The 19,928-nt window shown below is 37.1% G+C and carries 15 protein-coding genes; 7 read left to right on the forward strand and 8 right to left on the reverse strand.

The features are described 5' to 3' along the window. Positions 1 to 30: 30 nt before the first annotated feature. From B9T10_RS07820 to B9T10_RS07830, 3 genes are all read right to left on the reverse strand, one after another. Positions 31 to 1,455, reverse strand: coding sequence for a hypothetical protein (locus B9T10_RS07820; RefSeq protein ID WP_094538219.1), 1,425 nt, complete (start codon positions 1,453 to 1,455; stop codon positions 31 to 33). Positions 1,456 to 1,483: 28 nt separating this feature from the next. After that, positions 1,484 to 2,338 (reverse strand): hypothetical protein, encoded by an 855-nt coding sequence (locus B9T10_RS07825; RefSeq protein ID WP_094538220.1) that lies wholly within the window; start codon positions 2,336 to 2,338, stop codon positions 1,484 to 1,486. 108 nt (positions 2,339 to 2,446) lie between these two features. Further along, on the reverse strand, positions 2,447 to 3,583 hold the full coding sequence (locus B9T10_RS07830) for a cysteine desulfurase family protein (RefSeq protein ID WP_094538221.1): 1,137 nt from the start codon (positions 3,581 to 3,583) through the stop codon (positions 2,447 to 2,449). Between the two features lie 151 nt (positions 3,584 to 3,734). Here B9T10_RS07830 and B9T10_RS07835 point away from each other — a divergent pair, with 151 nt between their 5' ends. Genes B9T10_RS07835 through B9T10_RS07845 form a run of 3 tightly spaced genes read left to right on the forward strand, consistent with a single transcriptional unit; the run spans position 3,735 to position 8,816 of the window. After that, positions 3,735 to 4,667, forward strand: a complete 933-nt coding sequence (locus B9T10_RS07835; protein ID WP_008316652.1) for a DUF4007 family protein — start codon at positions 3,735 to 3,737, stop codon at positions 4,665 to 4,667. After that, positions 4,657 to 7,983, forward strand: coding sequence for a P-loop NTPase family protein (locus B9T10_RS07840; protein WP_094538222.1), 3,327 nt, complete (start codon positions 4,657 to 4,659; stop codon positions 7,981 to 7,983). The genes B9T10_RS07835 and B9T10_RS07840 overlap by 11 nt, the downstream gene beginning before the upstream one ends. After that, positions 7,983 to 8,816: a phosphoadenosine phosphosulfate reductase family protein gene (locus B9T10_RS07845; RefSeq protein ID WP_008316654.1), complete on the forward strand. Its 834-nt coding sequence runs from the start codon at positions 7,983 to 7,985 to the stop codon at positions 8,814 to 8,816. The genes B9T10_RS07840 and B9T10_RS07845 overlap by 1 nt, the downstream gene beginning before the upstream one ends. A 3-nt stretch (positions 8,817 to 8,819) precedes the next feature. On the opposite strand, the gene B9T10_RS07850 is transcribed toward B9T10_RS07845, so the two are convergent. Genes B9T10_RS07850 through B9T10_RS07870 form a run of 5 tightly spaced genes read right to left on the reverse strand, consistent with a single transcriptional unit; the run spans position 8,820 to position 16,092 of the window. Beyond that, positions 8,820 to 11,132 (reverse strand): DUF262 domain-containing protein, encoded by a 2,313-nt coding sequence (locus tag B9T10_RS07850; RefSeq protein ID WP_094538223.1) that lies wholly within the window; start codon positions 11,130 to 11,132, stop codon positions 8,820 to 8,822. A gap of 21 nt (positions 11,133 to 11,153) precedes the next feature. Beyond that, a complete protein-coding gene (locus B9T10_RS07855; RefSeq protein WP_094538224.1) occupies positions 11,154 to 11,597 on the reverse strand; it encodes a hypothetical protein in 444 nt (147 codons plus the stop codon). Then, complete coding sequence (locus B9T10_RS07860) at positions 11,597 to 13,708, reverse strand: AAA family ATPase (protein ID WP_094538225.1); 2,112 nt, start codon at positions 13,706 to 13,708, stop codon at positions 11,597 to 11,599. The genes B9T10_RS07855 and B9T10_RS07860 overlap by 1 nt, the downstream gene beginning before the upstream one ends. 16 nt (positions 13,709 to 13,724) lie before the next feature. Further along, complete coding sequence (locus B9T10_RS07865; RefSeq protein WP_094538226.1) at positions 13,725 to 13,928, reverse strand: hypothetical protein; 204 nt, start codon at positions 13,926 to 13,928, stop codon at positions 13,725 to 13,727. A gap of 22 nt (positions 13,929 to 13,950) precedes the next feature. After that, positions 13,951 to 16,092: a DEAD/DEAH box helicase family protein gene (locus B9T10_RS07870; RefSeq protein WP_179220638.1), complete on the reverse strand. Its 2,142-nt coding sequence runs from the start codon at positions 16,090 to 16,092 to the stop codon at positions 13,951 to 13,953. A 285-nt stretch (positions 16,093 to 16,377) separates the two neighbouring features. On the opposite strand from B9T10_RS07870, the gene B9T10_RS07875 reads away from it, so the two are divergent. The 4 genes from B9T10_RS07875 to B9T10_RS10365 are packed head-to-tail and all read left to right on the forward strand — an operon-like array spanning position 16,378 to position 19,807. Next, on the forward strand, positions 16,378 to 17,895 hold the full coding sequence (locus B9T10_RS07875; RefSeq protein ID WP_094491711.1) for a hypothetical protein: 1,518 nt from the start codon (positions 16,378 to 16,380) through the stop codon (positions 17,893 to 17,895). A gap of 17 nt (positions 17,896 to 17,912) precedes the next feature. Continuing rightward, a complete protein-coding gene (locus tag B9T10_RS07880; protein ID WP_094538228.1) occupies positions 17,913 to 18,545 on the forward strand; it encodes a hypothetical protein in 633 nt (210 codons plus the stop codon). 13 nt (positions 18,546 to 18,558) lie between these two features. Continuing rightward, positions 18,559 to 19,554, forward strand: a complete 996-nt coding sequence (locus tag B9T10_RS07885) for a hypothetical protein (RefSeq protein WP_094538229.1) — start codon at positions 18,559 to 18,561, stop codon at positions 19,552 to 19,554. A 7-nt stretch (positions 19,555 to 19,561) separates the two neighbouring features. Next, positions 19,562 to 19,807: a YkgJ family cysteine cluster protein gene (locus B9T10_RS10365; protein ID WP_082818420.1), complete on the forward strand. Its 246-nt coding sequence runs from the start codon at positions 19,562 to 19,564 to the stop codon at positions 19,805 to 19,807. Positions 19,808 to 19,928: the final 121 nt, after the last annotated feature.

Here is a 19,928-nt window from a genome sequence, read left to right on the forward strand (position 1 = left end):
GTTATACATATCCCCTTAATCAATAAGTTTTTAATCAAAAAGAAAAGCTTTTAAATCCTCTTCATTCTTCAAAATTTTGTGTTCTTTGACGCCATGCGCTCTCGCAAGATTAATACTGCTCTCCACTAAATTGATATTACTGCGTAAATCAAATGCGATTTTTCTTAAATCTTTAATATGATCAAACTCTGCCGTTATCTTATTAACCAGTGCATGATATTTTTGATCAATATCTGACAGAAACACCTGCATTGATTCCTCCATCTGTTTTGCTAATTTCGGATCTTCCCCTAACAAGATGTTACAAACCAATTTTCCTGCCAGAGAGCCAATCACTGCACCCACAACAGGGATAGGCATTAAAGTTTGTCCCATTAATGCTGCTAGTCCAACACCTGCACTATCAGCACATAAATAGATTGCATTCATCTGAAACTCAGCAAAAGTAAGATGACCATGATGTAAATCTTGTACTAAAGAACTGACACCTTTCACAGCTGTAACAAAAGCACCTGCAATGGGCGCAGATAAACCAACACAATTGGTTAAAGCATAAACAGCAGATCCAGTAATCCCAGCGGCGATGGCTGTTTGTCCTGTATTTAAGCCAATCTCTTGCCAATCTTCAGCGGATAACTCACCTTTAAAAATATTCTTTCCATCTTTATATTTGAGATATAAAGATGTGCCTAGCGCGAGTGCACCGCCTACAGCTGCGGCCACACCTGCTGCTTTTAAGCCTTCACTTAAACTCGCTGAATGGTTCTCATGTATCTTTTGTTTGAGCTCTTCATTTTGTTGTTTAAGTTCTTGCTCATGTCGATCTAATGTTTGTGTGACAGTGCCTTGTTGAACTTCAGCATATTTAGAAATGCCAGGTTGCACAACATCAGTAAAAGATCGCCCACTTTGAGTCTCGATCTCACTAATTTTATGGTGAATTGCGTTGATTGTTTTTTGGCTCAATCCCTCAACATTTTCACCGTGATAAATTTTAAGAATGGTTTCAAAATGGTCTTTAGGTATGTGATAAAAACTTCCATCTCGACCAAAATGACTATATTTATTCATATGCTCAAGCACATGATTTAAGTTATTGTTTAAACCATTAATGAATTTTGATTGTACAGCGATGTCATTGATTAAATAATCTTCTGGTGCCGTTCTTCCAACACCCTCAAAAGTTGCACTAAAATCTCTATTGTGAAGCGCATCTTGCGCCCTTCTAATGCCAACTTCAACTTGTTCTGCGATTTCGCCATGTTTTGTTGCAGGACTGCCTAGAATTTTTGATGGATCACCAATAAAATCACGAACCTTATCAACTTCACTGATGGCCTTGATATAAGATGTATCTTGCAGATTCAATTGAGAGATTTCATCTTGTATCCGTGTCACATTAAAATTATGAACGATCGCACTGCTGATTTGGTCTTGGATGGATGTTGTTTTCATGCTTTAGCCTTAATCATCGCATTTTGACCTATAGTTCTACTTTCTTTTTTAATAACATGGCTAAGCTTTCAACATGATTTTTAATTGCGATCATCAGGTTTTTCTGTTGATGATTAAATTGCTCATAATCTAAAGTATTTAATGATGTATCTAAAACATCCATGAAATTTTTAATACCAATAATATGCGCTTGAGTTTCATCGCTCAAATGGGATATTTCTTTTAATGCAGCAGAAAATTGTCTATTTAACACTTCAATTTCTTGACGTTTTTCATCTGCTTCTCGTGCAATTTTCGCATTTTTACTACGCGCAAATAATCCACTACCCACTAATGCAAGACCACCAATCGTCCAGCCTAGTGGGCCTGACAATGCTAATAATGCACTACCGCCAGCCATACCGCTACCACCCGCTGCGAGAGCGCCACCACCTAGCCAAGCCAATGCTGCATTCGTCGCAGCGGCACCACTCAAAGCTGAGATTGCTGTGCCCGTAGATGCTGTCCCAAAGGTTGTGGCGATCGCCATTGCTGCTGTGGGTGCAAATGCTGCGATGCCGGCACCTGCTGCGATGCCAGCGCCTGCTGTGCCGCCTGCTTGTAGATCTATTTTGCGAGCATTATCTTGTATTTCATTCAAGACATTGTTGAAAACTTTATATTCTGTTTTATAGATTGAAAAGGTTTTATCAAATTCTTTGGGTTTATTGGCAATCGCACTGAACAAACCTTCTGCACGTTTAATGATAGAATTGGCCTTTTCTTTACGTAGATCCATCAAAACAGTCGATGCATCACGCACCTCTTGCCCAAGCTTTTCATATTGTTGTTTTGCATTTTTAAAATTAGCAATTGCTTGTTTTTTTAGATCGCCATTTAACATAGAATCATCCTTATTATGCGTTATTAAAATTTTTTCGAAGTATAGCTTTTATTCTTAGGATGTATCAAGGCTTATCCCTATTTTACCACAACAGAAGTCAATGAATGCTTAGGTTAAGATTGGCATGAGCAGATTGAGCAATTGATCAACATTTTCTTTTGTATTAAATCGCCCAAAACAGATGCGCACGGCGCTTTTTAAATGTGCTTCACTGAGATTCATGGCCTTGAGCACATATGAGTCTTGAATCACGCCCGAATTACAGGCAGAACCTGTGGAAATGGCAACGTGAGGCTGTAGTTTTTGCACCAACATATTGTTGTCATGCCCAATCAATGAAATGTTTAGATTGCCCGGATGGCGCTCAGTCATTGAGCCATTGATTGTATAATCAATATGATGCTGATCTAATTGCTGTAAAAAATCATGCCTCAATTCGCGTAAATGCTGGGCTTCTTCTAATTGTACTTGATGCATTTTTGTGACGGCTAAACTCATGGCATGGGCTAAAAAGGGTGAAATGGTACCAGAGCGATAGGGCGCTTGCTGTAATCCGCCATGAATGATGGGCAGCGGTTTAATGGTGCACATTGAATCCACAATCAATGCACCCACGCCAATGGGTGCATAAATTTTATGTCCTGATAGGCTCAGTAAATCAATGTTTGCTGCGATCATATCAATGGATTCATAACCCGCTTGTGCACCATCGACATGGAAAATAATGCCGTATTGTTTACACAGTTTGCCAATTTCTTGAATCGGTTGCACGGTGCCGACTTCATTATTGACTGCCATGACAGAGACTAACAGCACATCATCTGAAAGATGTGCGACAAGTGCTTCCATATCAATGATGCCATCGGTACTGACAGGAATCGAAATGAGTGTGTATCCCATTGAGTCACAAGCAAATTTAGCAGCATTTAACACACATTTATGCTCAATGCTTGAGACGATGATTTTTTTACGCGGATCATTTGCAAGGTGTGCCGCTTGCGCCACGCCAATGATCGCTTGATTGTTCGCCTCACTTGCCCCTGATGTAATGACAACATCATCCGGCAATGCATTATAAAAGTGTGCAATATTTTCCAGAGCATCTTCATACATTGCGTGCGCCTTCCAACCAAAGGCATGATTCGATGAGGGATTGCCCATCGATTCATCCATTAAAATATCGGTGATTGCCTTTGCAATGTCAGGATCACAGGGCGTTGTCGCATTATTATCGAGATAGATCATAAGTTATGAAAATGTTATATTTAAAGTGAAATGAGCAAGATTGTCGGTACAATTACCATTTTACGTGCTAGAATCAGCAAGACTATAATCCTGGAACACTGTTCCAAAGATCAAAATTTATTTTAACATACGCTGAGTTGAATCATACATTATGCTGACAAAACCTCAACAAGATATGAAACGCCCGATCTTTTCAGGGCATGAAACATTCCCGCTTCGCTACGGATGGTTAAAAAAAAGTTATAATGCCGTTCTGCATGCAACGATGCAAGGGTTTGATGCGAAAGATGTATTTTCAAACGAAGCGGCGATTTCTGAGTTTGGCGTGGGTAAAAACATGGTGAGCTCAATGCGTCATTGGTGCAACATGACGGGCATTTTAGAAGAGAATCAATTGACAGATTTTGCGCATGCAGTCTTTGCAGATGAGGGCTTTGATCCGTGGATGGAGCATCCGATGACCTTATGGATTTTGCATTATCATTTGAGCTCAAATCCGCAATTGGTGACATATTATTGGTATTTCAACATCAATAACAATTTGAATTTAGACAGAAAAACCTTTCACAATGAAGTGATGGAGTATTGCTTAAAAGAGGGTTTAAAACCGCCATCACCCACCACTTTAAAACGTGACATCGAGTGTTTGATCCGTTTGTATATGTTTAAAACAACACAAAACAATGATGATGCCATTGAGTCGCCATTAACTGAATTAGAGTTGATCACGCCTTTGCATAAGCAAGGCTATTTTGCGGCCAATCGTGGGGCAAAGCCTACGTTGCCAACGCCTCTATTTTGGGAAGCAGTGTTTAGATTTTGGGCAAGCGTTGCTGAATCACAAAAAACATTATCCCTTGGCATGCTTGCTTATCAAGCATTGAGCCCGGGGCGCTTATTTTTATTGGATGAAAACAGCTTAATCGAGCGCATTTATGATTCTGTGGCATCTTTTAAAGGGCAAGTGGAGTGGTCAGAAACCGCAGGTCTTAAGCAATTAGAATTAAAAGGACAAACCACGCTTGAAGCATTGATTCAAATGTGTGAAGCACAAGTACAGGATGTTTATCGTCATGAAATTTAAAGAACGTGTCACCCTCAATGAGAATTTCAAAAAATCCACCAACCTTGTGCTTGACCATGGCAATGTCGGATTCTTAAAAGATTATATTTTATCGATCTCCAATCAAAATAATTTAGCGCAGATCATTGCCAGTGCAAAAGGCACACAAGCAGCATTTACATTTACAGGACCTTATGGCTCAGGTAAATCGAGTTTTGCCCTCTTTTTAAGTAATTTATTGGTGCCCTCTGAATCCTTAGAAGGGCATCGCATTTGTTTGGATAAAATTGAGGATGCAGCACTTAAAAATGATGCCTTTTTATCCAAGAAAAAATCACGCACATTGATTTCAATTGTCGCAGCGCCTGTATCGCCTTTAGAGTTGCTCGGGCAAGCCTTGGCCTGTGAAGTAAAGAGCGAAACCATTTTAAAAACCATCGAAACAAAGATGGCACAGAAAGATGGCTTGGTCATCATCATTGATGAAATGGGTAAATTGCTGGAAAAAACCGCACAAACCCACATGAGTGACATTTATATATTGCAGCAAATTGCAGAGCTTGCCAATAACAGCGAAGGGCGCTTGATTTTCATCGGGATTTTGCATCAAAGCTTTGCAGAATATGCGGTGGGGCTCAATAAAACGGCGCAAGATGAGTGGTATAAAATTCATGGTCGCTTTACCGATTTAGTGATCGACACATCAAATGAAGAGAAGCTGGATTTAATTGGGCGCACCATTGTCTCGAAGGATAAGCCCACCAAAGCCGATGCCTTGATTGATGCAAGCATTAAAGTCATCTGTAAAAATCGCCGCGTTGATCCGCAAAATTATGAGATTTTATTAAAACAGTGCTGGCCTTTAAATCCGATTGTGGCACTGTTGCTTGGGCCTTTGTCTTTAAAACATTTCGGGCAAAATCAGCGCAGTATTTTCTCCTTTTTAAATTCAAGTGAGCCCGCGAGTTTTCAAAACTTCTTAGAAGAGACCGATTATGATGCAAAAACGCGTTATTCAATTGATCGCTTCTGGGATTATGTGAAGAGTAACTTTGATTTCATTTTGTCCCGTTCACAAGATGCGCGCCGCTGGATTTTAGCACAAGAAGTGCTTGATAAATTGTACGCACAATCGACGGTCAAAGAGATCGATGTGGCAATGGCGGCAACCCTTTTAAAGCTCATCAGTTTATTGGAGATTTTTAAAGGCAATACAGGTTTAGAGGCAAGCTGCGAATTATTGTATGCACTTTTTGAGGCAAAGCCACAAGCAATCGAGCAGACGCTCAATGCATTGTGTGACATGTCATTGATCCGTGAAGCCCATAATAAATCGGGCTTTGTGTTGTTTGATGGCAGTGACTTTGACATCGACAGTGAATTAGACAATGCCTTGCAACAAGTGGTGGATGTGGATTATGTGCGCTTAAATGCCATTGCATCCTTTCAGCCGATTGTGGCAAAACGCAATTATCACAGAACGGGCACCATTCGCTGGATGAGCATCTCTATCATGCCTTATAAAGTGTGGAAAGATGAAGGCATTGATGCCATTGCCCCTTTTAATAACAGTTTGTTTGGAACGTTTTTAATTCTCGTGCCAAGCGATGTGACGGAATATGAAGCTGCGCAGGTAGCATTGAAACGGCGTGAGGATTATTCACATCAAAAACCTGTGGTGCTCGGTGTGACGGATCAATACGCCGAGATTAATGGCTTAGCTCGTGAGTTATTGGCATTAGAATGGTTAGAGAAAAATACCGCGAGTTTAATGGGTGATCGCATTGCGCGCCATGAGATTGATAATCGTAAAAGCCATGTGAGCCATGCCATCAATCAATTGATCAATCAAGCGAAGCAAGATTTATCATGGTTCTTAGATGAGGAAAAAGGTCAGCTCAACGCTGTGCAATTTAACCAGTTGTGTTCACGTTTAGCCGATCGTGTGTTTGAAAAATGCCCTGTTTTAAAAACAGAGATGCTCAATAACAATAAACCTTCTGCAAATGCCAATGGCGCTGTTAATGCATTGCTGCGCCGCATGATCAGTGGGCGCGGGGAAGCGCGCTTGGGCATTGATGAGAATTTTTATCCACCTGAGCGTGGTTTGTTTAAGATTTTGCATGAAGATACGGGAATGTATGCGCAAAACGCGCAGGGACAATATCTTTTTGTCCTCCCAACGCGTGAAGATTCTGGCTTGCCCACGCTTTGGCGCGACACCGATGCATTTTTGCAGCAACAGCGTGATAAATGTTCATTAAAAGCGTTGTATCAATTTTGGAGCAGTGCGCCGTATGGCTTGAAAAAAGGGCTGCATTCTGTGCTCTTTTTAACGTATCTATTGTCTAAAGAGGGCAACATTGCCGCATATTTACAAGGCATGTATTTGCCAGAAATTACAGATATCTTTGTGGATTATTTGATCAAAGAGTCGAGCGAAATCGAGATTAAATACATCGAGATGAGCACTGAGCGCACAGAATATGTTGCGGCATTGCATCAAACGCTTGGGCAATCTTTTAAAGCATTTAAATATGCAAAACCCAATATTTTGGACATTTCCCGAAAATTGGTGTCATTCATCCATAATCTGAATCCTTGGGTGATGCGCACAAAAACATTGAGCCATAAAACTGCGCGTTTTCGTGACACATTAAAAGTCGCCAGTGATCCGAATCAGTTGATTTTTGAAGATATGGTGCGATTGTTTAACATTCCGGTGGATCGTTTACAGCCTGAGGATTTACAAGGTGTGATTGATGCATTGACTGAATTAGATCAAGCATATACGCAAATGATCGAAACCCTTGGGCGCGTATTGTTCAGTGCCCTTCAGATCAATCCATTGAATGTGGATTTAGATGCGCTCCATAAACGCGCGGAGATTGTCAATCATGGCAGCGGCGATTTTAGAATTGATGCGCTCGCCTCACGTTTACAGACGTTAGATCCAAGTGATGATAAAGACATCGCAGGCATTGCAAGTTTAGCGGCGAATAAACCGATTCATGATTGGATTGATTTAGATGTGGAACGCGCTAAGATTGAGATTGGCGCTTTGTGTGATGGCTTTAAAAAAGCAGAATTATATGCCCATTTAAAAGGGCAGAAGAGTAATCGTAAATCGTTTGTGTTGCTCTCTTCTGTGAATGGTCAAGATGTGCAGCAAAATCTTGATGCCTCATTGCCAGAGCATGAAGTTCAAGCCATCGATCGCTTAAAACAAGAGCTGCAAGCAAAAGTGATGGAAATGGATGTCAGCAATTCCGCATTATTAAAAATTGCGTTGATTGAGCTTGGCATAGAATTAACCGATGAATCATTAGGATCGTAATGATGGAAAAAGTAAAACACGTATTGGGGATTTCAGGCGGAAAGGACAGTGCCGCGCTTGCGGTATACATGCGTGACAATTATCCTGAGGTTGAGATTGATTATTTCTTTACAGACACTGGTAAAGAGTTGCCAGAAGTGTATGAATACTTAAGTAAATTAGAAGGTTATTTAGGTAAACCCATTTTGCGCATCAATCCTGATCGTGATTTTGACTTTTGGCTCATGCAGCACAATGATTATTTACCATCGCCTCAAGCGCGATGGTGCACCATTAAAATGAAACTCAAGCCTTTTGAAGATTGGGTCAAACCATTTTTAGAAGAGGGTTATACCGTTTATTCATATGTGGCGATCCGCAGTGATGAGGATTATCGCGAAGGCTATCAATCAAACAATGATCAGCTCATCATTAAATTACCATTTCGTGAAGATGGTATTGATAAGCAAGATGTGATCAATATCCTTGAGTATTCCGGGCTTGGCATGCCTGAGTATTATCAATGGCGCTCGCGCAGTGGTTGTACGTTTTGTTTTTTCCAAAGAAAGATTGAGTGGGTGGGTTTATTAGAACGCCACCCTGAAGCTTTTGAGGAGGCCAAAGCCTATGAGAAACAGGCTTTAGAGCATCAATCACCGTTTACATGGTCTGAACGTGAATCGCTCGAGGAATTATCGCAACCTGAGCGCATTGCCCAGATCAAAGCGGATTATGAAAAACGCCTAGAGCGGGCAAAGGCACGACGCATTGCCAATCCGCTCCAAGATAATGAAGTCATCGATTTAGATGAGCTTTATGGCAAATCTAAGGTTTGCTTGGCGTGTCATAAGTAATGATTATGCGTGAACAATCTGCTTGAAGTAACGAATTAATGCTTCTTTGCGTCGTGTGAAGAATTCTAAAGGTGTCATTTCTTTGTTTTGTACAGCGCTGACTAAGATTTGTAACTCATCGATCAAAAAGTGCTTTGTTAATCCTGAGGCTTCATAAAATTTAAAGGATTGCTCTAATGGACAATCAGATTTTTTGATGTTCTCTTTTTTAGGCAATGGCATCATATTGCCAAGACCATTGATGAATGCATCGCGCTCATCATGTTCAAAAACAAAAACACTGCTGTCACCAGATTTACGTGCCACCAAATGATCTAATTCCATGCCTTTGATGGCACTTGAATTGATGGTCATGATGACGGGGGTTTGAGTCAATTGGTCATCAACGTAGTTAAAACGCAATAATTTGGCAAAGAGGGTCTTAATTTTAAAGGATGAATCTTTGTCATAATTCCAATGATGTAGCCAATCGTTAAAACTCTCGTCGAGTTGTTTTTGTTGAGAAGATTCATGAATTCTTAACGTTTTGCCATGTGCTGAATGTAAATGATGTTCTGCAATGATTTGTTTGGCGAGCTCTCTTGGTAAACTTGCATTGGCCGCCATCATTGAGGTGGTCCATAATGCTTTAGCTTGTATTTGCACATCATCCATCAACTTTTTCAGATAATTTAAATGTTCTGTGGAGGCTTGAGGATAGTAACGCTTGATGTCGTCAGTGGTCACACCAGTTTTGAGCATGAGCTGCGAAATGGGGCGAATATATTCAGGATTGAGTTGAGTGACCACCAAATTCATCGATTTGAGATAAAAATTAATCAATCCACTGATGACGCCATCTTGTTTTTGAGCATTGAGGAAATAGATGGCTTTTTTAAAATCACTGGCATCTGGCATATATTCCACTAACAATGATTCATTTTCTCTTTTCTGTAAGGGTAAAGAGAGATTGATTAACAGATCAAAACAGATTTGAAACACATTAAAATCGCGCTGGATATCTTCAAAGGTATAATGCGCTTGCTTTGACAAATACGCCTCTAGGAATGTGCGGTATTTTTCATTTTTATTGTTGGTGGCATCTTCATTGCCTGTTAAAAACACGGTGCTGAAATATGTGACCAATTTTTTATATTGCACGCCCATTTTCGGATGATTGAAAATGACATCGCCCCATTGTTTATCTAAAGCTTGAATTTTTTGGTCGACTTCTTGTTCTGTGAGAAATGAAATCTTCTGAGCTGGGTGGGCTTCTGCTTGTTCTTTGAGGGCTTGGTTACTGAGGACAAATTTTTTGAAGAATTGATTTTTGATTAAATCTAAATCATCAAGTTCGAGCGCTCTGTCATTCATGACCTCAAAAAGGGTGTAAGCATCATCCGTCGCACCGGTTTGAATGACACAGACTTTCACCTCATCAAGCAATTGTGTTAGGGTTTGATGCAAGTTGTGCATATAGGTATAAAACACACCCTCTTGTGACACAATGGATTTTAATGTTGTGATGATGGCTTTCATGGACGTTGCATAGACTTTTTCATTGTCTGAGAGATAGATCTCATCAATGATCTCCTCTTTAAGCGTCATGGTGTTACCGCTAAAAATGAGATACAGGCTCGATAATACTTTGGCAAGACTGTCATTAAAACTGGCGCGATCATAATGCAAATTTAAGGAATCGGGTGTGATTTTTTGACTCAGCATGTCCGATACAGCTTTTTTATAGCACTCTTCTGTCGGATACTCCTCAATAGTATATTGAGGAATCCATAAAAGATTATAATATTCACGCATTTGATTAAAGTGATCATCTGTTTCGTGCAATTCGTCCATTTTATCATCGTCGGATAATAATTTAATGTGCTCAGTGGCCGCCTTAAAGTGTGCAAGAATGGTCGAATCACGAAAAATAAAGTGTACAGAGCGATTTAAAGCATCACTATAGCTTAAGATTTTACCGCAACGCTTTCGTTCAATTTCTGACAAAATCAAATTGCGCAGTAACGAGAAGTTAATGAAATTGGCTAAAAAAAGTGTGGTGATTCGTTGCTGCCCATCAATCAATGAATGGATGCCGGAGTCTCCTTCAGCAACGGTCACCACAGCACCTGCAAAATACTCTTTATTCTCAGACTCTTTTGTTGTGCTGCGATTGTCATGCCAGTCTTCGATGAGTCTAGACACACGATCAGCATCCCATTTATATGGGCGCTGATAATGTGGGATCTTGAGTGAAAAAAATTTTTCCGGTGTCGGTTCAGTGACCAATGTCCCAACGGTATAAAAATTTCTTAAAATGGCACCTTTTAAATCCATACTATATTCCTTCTTGTGAATTTATCGAATATTGTCTTCGATAGTATCTAATACATTAAATAGAGGTTTACCTTCATCCATATCATTGAGAATTTGTAGGACATAAGGAATCCCTGCATTAGCTAAATCACTGACAGCTGTAAACATATCTCGCGGCTCATTCAAAGCTTCTATATCTAGATGTTTTGATAAATACCACATTTGGATATGAATAATATGATGATCGGTCAATATACTCGCAGCTATAATGTTAGACATATCAGCTCCAGAAATATGCTCAGGTTGTAATTTCTCTTTAACAGCATATAAGAATGCAAAATACCATAAGTCTACTTGGCGATTAAATGGTACATACTCTTCATTTTTAGCATCAGTATTGTTTTGTTTGCAGAATTTCTTAATTTCATCTGAATATTTTTTAGGAACAGTAATTTGGTAAGTACTAAAAGGGTTATGAATTGCCATTATCTGACTCCTTCTTGATATTCATTTCTTTCACAAGTATCACAATAATCTTTATGACCACAGTCGCATCTTAAAATTCGAGCATCTACAGTGTTGGGTTTATGCTTTAACATACGTGGATAATGGGCAGGGTTGGTCAATGTATAAGTACAATCTGCATATTGATCAATAATTCTCTCTACACCATTAATTTCATCATGCGTTAGAAATAGAATGATCTGATTACCTTCACGAATCATCTGATTCAGTACAGATTGTTTAACATAACCAGACATCATTCCTAATGGTGTGTCAATAACATTAGGCGCTTCGACTTCAGATACCTTGGTTAGTGCTAAGATAAATGCCAATGTAATTGCACGCCTTGAAGCACCATTAAGATCTTGATCCGGGTTTAGCAATTTACCGCTATTGCCATAAACTAAAATGTCATAATTAGCACTAAGCTCTGCTTTGGTAATGGAGGCAAAATCATTAGCATCTGGCGCTGACCCTATCATTTCAATAAATATTCTGTTCATTTCATTACTAACTTTATGAATTTCATCAGTCTTTAATTTATTCAGAATTTTTTTGAATCCAACTTTTAGCGCTTTTGCTAAATAAGCTTTTTGCACACCCTTATCATTGATATTGTGTTTTTTAGAAATCTTTTCTTTATCTTCATTAAGTTCTTTGAGCTTAATATTAGCTTCTTCCATTTGTGCTTGTTTTCGATGTATTTTAGCGAGTACATTCCCCAGTTCTTGATCATATTTTTTAAGTTTAATTCTATAACCTTCTAGGGCATCATCTTGAATATTATTAATTGATTCTTGGATATCTTTAAGTTTTTGATGTTTATCTCTAAGCATTCTATCAAAGTTGAGATAAGCACTCATTTGTTGTTCATAATGGGTCATCCATTTTTTTTTACTTTCAAAAGGTTCATAATTTTTTGCATCAAAATGCAACTCTGTTGCTAAAGCAATCTTGTGATCCGCATCTGCACTATCCTTAATTGTAGATTGTATATGTTGAATATTCTGTTGTCCTTCGGTTGTATTAGGAGATAAACTTGATCCACAGAAGCAAATGTTTTTTGTTAAAAGTTCTTCTAAGATTGGAATACTCAATTTAGGTAATTGTTTTTTATCTTTTAACGAATTAAGGAAATTTTTTGCAATGGAAAATTGTTCTGATAAAAAGATAGATGACACATCTTTATCTTGAACTAGGTCGCGTAAAGACTTTAAAATTTGTTTTTGGCTTGCTTCTAAGCGAGTTAAATCTTGTTCATGACTATTTTTTTCTCTAATCAGAGCTTGTTTATCACCTTGTTTTAAAATTTCCTCAATACGCTCATTGGCCTGCCTTTTATTATCAGATAAATTATGCTTTTCTGGCTCTAACTCTTGTAGTTCTTTTTGCAAATCATCAATAGTCTCTTGTTGAAATTCCATTTTCTTATTAAGAGCAATTAATTCTGCTGCGTAATCCTTGTCATCTATTTCAGATTCAAATTTTTTTTCTACATTATCTAGATGTCTAATAGATGATTCTAACTCTTCTAATGCAAGGAGTGATTTAATGGCATCACTCACACGACGTCTTTTAATATAATCTTGCGTGCCTGACTCAATAAATGATAAGGCACGGTCACCATCTGTAAAGTAGATATCTTTTAAGCTTAATGGTAGCAATGAATTAATTAAAAGTTTGGCATTCGAAGCAGATAAATCTTTTGCTCCATTTGCTGTAATTTCAAAAATGGTGATATTTTCGAAAGGACGTTCTTCTCTTCTTTGAGTTAAAGATCGAATCAACCGATAATGAGCTGTCAGTTGGTTCTCTAACGATGGACCATAAAATTCAATTTCAACCACGGTTGTAATTTCTTTTGGATTTTGAGCAGTGATATCTGCTGGAAAAACAATAAAATCACTGTATTTTTTAGAAGGTAAAGCTTCTTCACCCCACAGCCCCCACATTAATGCATATTCACAGGTAGTTTTGCCCGATTCATTAGCCGCGCGAATAACTGTCAGTGGTTTATTAGAATTTGTTGAAAAATCTAAGATAATATCTTTTAATAATCTAAAATTATTTATTTTTGCTCTGATTAATTTCATTTTTATAATTCTCTAATTATTTCGAAACTATGAATTCGTTAGCTCTAATTGATAACTTGCTCCTGATTTCATCAATTCTTTGTTTGTCAGATCCACCCTCATATCCTGATTCAATCGCATAAACATCTTTTGCTAAGCGAATTAAGAGTTCCTCATTATCTTTGGAAGATGAAAATTCATCTAAAATCATTTGATGGATTTTCTTTGTTGAAATAGACACGTCTTTATCCCTTTAATCATTATTAATGTTCAATCATATTTAATATGTTTGTTAATGTACTTAAGCTACCATATCTTTCAGTGCCATTATTCGCATGTTGTATAAAAAACTGTAATCTCTTAGCCTCAGACTTGAGTAAATTTAAAAAATCTTCATCTAAAACATCATCATTCATGGTGGGCAAAACTATAAAATCATGAACTTCTGCATATTCTTTCCCAGGCGCTTTTCTCAGCACTCGTCCTAAGCGTTGTGCCCACTGTTTTTCAGTAGTGTTATTGGCCAGAATATATGCTGTTTTTGTCTGTGGCACATTAAATCCTTCATCTAATACTCGTTTAGATGTTAGAACTTGTAATATTCCAGAATTATAATTTTCAATTAGTTGATTTAATAAGTTTATATCTGTCGTTTCTTCTCCTGTGATTTGGTGATAATTAATGTGATATTGGTTCAGCAGTTGATTCACTTGTTTAAGTTGTTCAGGATTTTTATCACTACAAAAAATAAGGGTATATGATAAATGCTCATGTTCTTTATATAAGCAACTTTTCAGCTTTAAAATTTTATTTTCTGCTGTTTCAATAATACGTCGTCGTTGTATACAATAATTTGACCATAGTTTAAATTCATCGCTACTCTGATCCATCGTGGCTGCATATGATAATTTTTTAATTTTTTCTGTAATTTCTGAAAATGCCTCTGTTTCATCTATTGTCAGATATAGAGGATGAGTATAATAATTATATGGCACAAGACAATTACCAATAGCCTTTTCTAAAGGAAAATCATAAACCACAGGGCCAAAATATTGGAATAAAAAATCTGTGCCATCTGTATCATATTGTCTAACAGGCGTGGCAGATAATCCTAATTTGTAGGTAAAAAATGTTGGGGATTGTTCTATAAAGCCAATGCTACCTAAATTGTGTACCTCATCGGCAATCAGCATTATTTGTATGTGCTGAGATAAGCTTTCTAAAGCCTGCATGAGATCTGATTTTAGTGCATCATGTGAAATAATGATGACTTCTACTTTTGATGTATGAAAGCGCAGCCGTTTACCAGCATCTTTGATGGCTATAATTTTGTGTTGTTTTGTAGTGTAATGATTAAGATTAATGGCAGTGACATTAAATAATGCAACTTCTTTGGTCCACTGTTCCATCAGTGCCTTAGTTGGAACAGCGATGACTAAAAATAAAGAGGATAGAGTTTCACTGAGTAACGTTGCTGCAGTTAATGCTGTCAATGTTTTACCGCCTCCCGTTGCAATTGATAATATACCTATGTGATTGTTGGAAAACCAAGCATCAATGGCTTCTCCTTGATGTTTATAATCCCCATTTCTATAATCAAGCCAAGTCGGGAGCTTCAATTGAGCAATCTTGTAATTACTGATGGTATCAGCGAGCTCATAAAAATATTCCATAGATGGTGTGTGCATTTCTTCATTTTTGAGCGTGTTAGCTAATGTTTGCATAATCTTATGTTTAGATTGCGTACTAATTTTTTCATGATATTCATTTAATAAAAATTCAATCGTTGCAGGTGTTAATTGCCCACAGATGATGCCATCAAATTGATTATGCCAGATGTTCTCAAAATCATGAGCAATGCGCTCACAAATCATGGCTTCAGCAATGCTATGACCAGAGTTTTCTGAGACAAGATATTCAAAATTTTTAGATAAACCACTGCCTGTATGATTCCCAGAGCCATGCAAAACAATCGTATTATCATCTTTTTGTTTAAGTATCCAACATTTGACGTGAAATAAGCCTGTTTTTGGTACAGCAATTCGAAGCTCTAATAGATGATGTTTAATTAAATAGGCTAGGGCTGTTAAAGTATGATTTTTAAGTGTATTTTCTGTGATTTTAAAGCCATCAAATAAATAGTCTAAGCTGGCATGATTTTCATAGAGTGATTGTAGTGTTAATAAATCTTCTTTAGATAAATGTGGGCTAATGATTATCCGCATTTTATGAGTTGATTCCCAATTAAGATAATGTATGAGTGATTTTGCTAATATTTTAAAGGATGTGCTGTCAAAATATCCCATCATACAATCGTATGAAACTGCATTTTCAAGTGCAGGCATAAATAACTGCTCATCAATGTCTTCTGTGAAAGGATTGCTAATGATTCTAGATGTTTGCATAGATATTGTCATGATGAGTTGTAAGAATTATTTTTAGTTTAAATGCATTTTAAGATCAATTATATTCATTTCTCTTTCAAATATGAAGAGAAGATAGTTTTTATTATTGGGTACATCTCCAATAATACAGTGATTTGATCATCTTGACATATATAATACAAAGTTAAAGGTAGGATTTCTTATAAATTTTTTTATTATATTAGTAGAAAAATATTGTATGATATTTGACACCTAATTATTATGAATATTATAAATTATTTTACAATTGATAAGGTTATATGGCATATGAACCATAAAAATTTAAGAAATACCTTAATTGGTGCAGGCTCATTAGAAAATATACAAAGATATGGTGAGGGTGGTGCTGAGTTTCTAAAAGCGCTGCGTGGCATTGATTATGAAACAGGGAAAATTTTTGACCGCAGCTTAAAGAAAATTAGTGAAGGTAAGTTAAATCCTAATTATGTTGAGCAGAATATTAAACAACAAGCTGGTTTTTCTGCTGAAGTAGCTTCAGTTGCACGTAAAAATTCCAAGGCCATCATTGATGGAGATACTAAAAGATATATACGAAGTGAAGATTATACCGGCTATGGTAAAAATCATAATGCGGTGGATATTTTAGAGATTGATGGACCCATTATCAAAACAGAATCACAACAAAAATTTGTCACAGACACTGATGCTTTATTAAAAAAGATAGCTAAAGGTGATACTTCAGGTGGAAAAAATGATTTATCTCGTTATATGGCTGTTGATAAATTAGATGTGCCAACAGAACAAGTTGAATTAATGAAACAAACTTGTCGAGATGAATCTAAAAAATTGGCTGAGCAAGCACAACGTGCACAAAAAGATGGAAATGCTGAGTTATCAAAAAAATTACAAAAACAATCAGATAATTATAAGCAATTGGAAGAAAAGATTAGCGATTCGGGTTTAACTACTGAAGAAGCAATCGCATATCGCAAGAATCCTGAATTAATGATTGCGAAAGATATTTTAAATACAAGTCATCAAGCAGGTATTGCTGGGGCTCAGTTAGGTGCTGCAATTGGAGGAGGTGTTTCGATTATCACGAATATTTTTGCAATTGCATCAGGTGATAAGGAGTTAGGTGATGCAGCTGCTGATATTGCAAAAGATACTTTGGTCTCAGCAGGTGTAGGTTATGGTACGAGCTTTACAGGTGCAGCCATGAAAACTTATATGCAGCAATCGGCGAATACAAGTATGCGAACATTATCTAAAACAGGTTTGCCAGCCATGGTTGTATCCACTTGTTTAGCAATGAAAAGCTCGATTATAAAGTTTGCTAAAGGTGAAATTTCTAGTACAGGGCTCTTGCAAGAAATGACAGTGACATCATCTGGATTAATGTCTTCATCAATGTTCACAATAGCGGGTCAAATCGCAATACCTATTCCCGTATTAGGAGGACTGATCGGCGGTTTAATTGGTTATACATTGACAAATACGTTTTATCAGAGTTTTTTCTCAGTATTAAATGATGCCAAATTAGCGAAAGAGAGGCGTCAAATAGTAGAAATGCAATGCGAAGCATCTATTGCGATTGCTAATCAATATAAAGCTGCGATTGATGAATTGTTTGAACATAAAATTAAACAATTAGATCAATCTAGTAAGCGAGTATTTTATATTTTAGATTCAGTGAATGTAACACCTGATGAATTTTGTGAGCAACTGAACCAGTTTGCTGAGTTATTAGGTAAGAAGTTAACGATTAATAATATGGCAGAGTTAGAAGAAGTGATGCTTTCAGATGATAAGTTGATTATTTAGTTATAGGGATAATGAAAATGTTTACAGTTGAATTAGAAGAAGAGCAGGTCAGTTTTATTTTGAGCATATGTATGTATGCTCAATGGCCTTTAGTAATGGAGAGTACTCTTGGTGTTATTGATTCGCGAGAATTTGATGAAACACAAATGGAAGCATTATTCAAAGATAGAGTAAACGCAATATTGAGTGGTCAAATAGAGCTAGATGTAACACCATTTGATTTAGATGATGATTTTGATGTTTCAATAAAAGAATATATAAAAACTCAAGAAGGTAAAAAACTGGTATTTGAGTATGCCATTGATAATGATTTGGATTTAGCATTATTAGATGATGAGTTATATGTTCAGGCAATTTTTGCTTCACCTAAGGCTAGGGAGGAAGTTTGGTTATCAAGTATTCAGAAAACCATTAAAAGATATGTGGATCAGGATACTTCAGACTTAAAATTACGAAAAGCTATTTTATTCGCATTGTTAAATTTAGAGAATTTACTTGAAGATAATAGTATGAAACACTTAATTAAGTATGCAGTTCGTGAATATCAAAGACAAGTGAATATAGATGAAGAGTACTTAGAAGAGTTATCGAATTTATCGAAAAAGTACATAAAGCTTAGAAGTGAAATATTAGAAGTTATTACAGAATAAAGGGGAAATCAAAATGGCAATTCCAATAATTATTGGTGTAGCGGCAGCAGCAATTGGAGCCTATAAGGGCGGAAAGGCAATTTCAGATAATAGTAAAGCAAAAGAACTGAATGAAAGTGCAGAGCGTATTGCAAAAAATGCAGAGAGAATGGTAGAGCGTTCTCGTGAAAATTGCGAAACAGCTTTAACGGATTTAGGACAAGCGAAAGTTGATGTACTGGATAAAAATGTTCAAAATTTCTTAGAAGTTTTTAATCAAATTAAAAATGTAGATTTTGAACATGATGGTGATTTTGGTAATTTGCATTTGAATGGTTTTGATCAGTCATCTTTAGCTGCTTTACAAGCACAAGCATCTTTTATTGCAACATCAGGTTTAGGTGCTGCAGGTGGTGCAGTTTCAGGGGCTTTAGTTGCATATGGCGCTTATAGTGGCACTATGATGTTTGCAGCGGCAAGTACAGGCACAGCAATTAGTACATTGAGTGGTGCGGCTGCAACAAATGCAACATTGGCATGGTTAGGCGGTGGATCATTAGCAGCAGGCGGTGGTGGAATTGCTGCAGGTACTTTGGCACTAGGCGCATTGGCGGCTGGTCCAGCGATTTTGGTTGCTGGTTGGTACATGGGTTCTAAAGCGAGTAAAAATTTAGATGATGCTCATAGTAATAAAGCGGAAGCTAGACGATTTGAAGCGGATATGGAAAAAGCAGCATCATTAACCAATGGTATTACAGATATTGCTAATAAACTAGCAGAAGTGATTTCTAATTTAAGAAAATTTTCTCGTCGTAATGTGAATAAATTACAGGATATTATCGATTCTACGGGAAATGATTTTAGGCAATATAGTGATGATGAAAGAATGATTGTCATGAAAAATTTGAAGATTATGCAGCTCATTAAAGTCGCGATCGATACGCCAATTTTAGGTGAAGATGGATCATTATTAGGCGATGCTGAATCTAATATTTTAAGTATTGGGCAACAAATTGAATCAATCCATTAATCATTCAATGCACTTTCCATGTACTTCGTGTGGAAAGTGCTGTCGTTTAGTAGGAAATAGCTCATTAACTGATTTCTTAAATCGAGGAGATGGCATTTGTCAGTATTTAGATGAATCTACAAATTTATGTACGATTTATGAAAACCGTCCTTTGGTATGTAATATTAAAGAATATTATTTATTGAATTTGCAAGAAGAATTTTCATGGCAAGAATTTGTGAAGCTAAACCTAGCAGTTTGTGAAAAGCTATAAAGCACCCATAGGGTGCTTTTTTATTGTTATTTATGAGACATAAATAGATGTGATCAAAAACTACGCACTTTTCTGAACAGTTTTCTGAACAATTGAACCTACAGACGCAAAAAAGCCCGCT

Origin of the sequence: Wohlfahrtiimonas chitiniclastica, from assembly GCF_002252325.1 — a bacterium.
GTDB classification, from domain to species: Bacteria; Pseudomonadota; Gammaproteobacteria; order Cardiobacteriales; family Wohlfahrtiimonadaceae; genus Wohlfahrtiimonas; species Wohlfahrtiimonas chitiniclastica.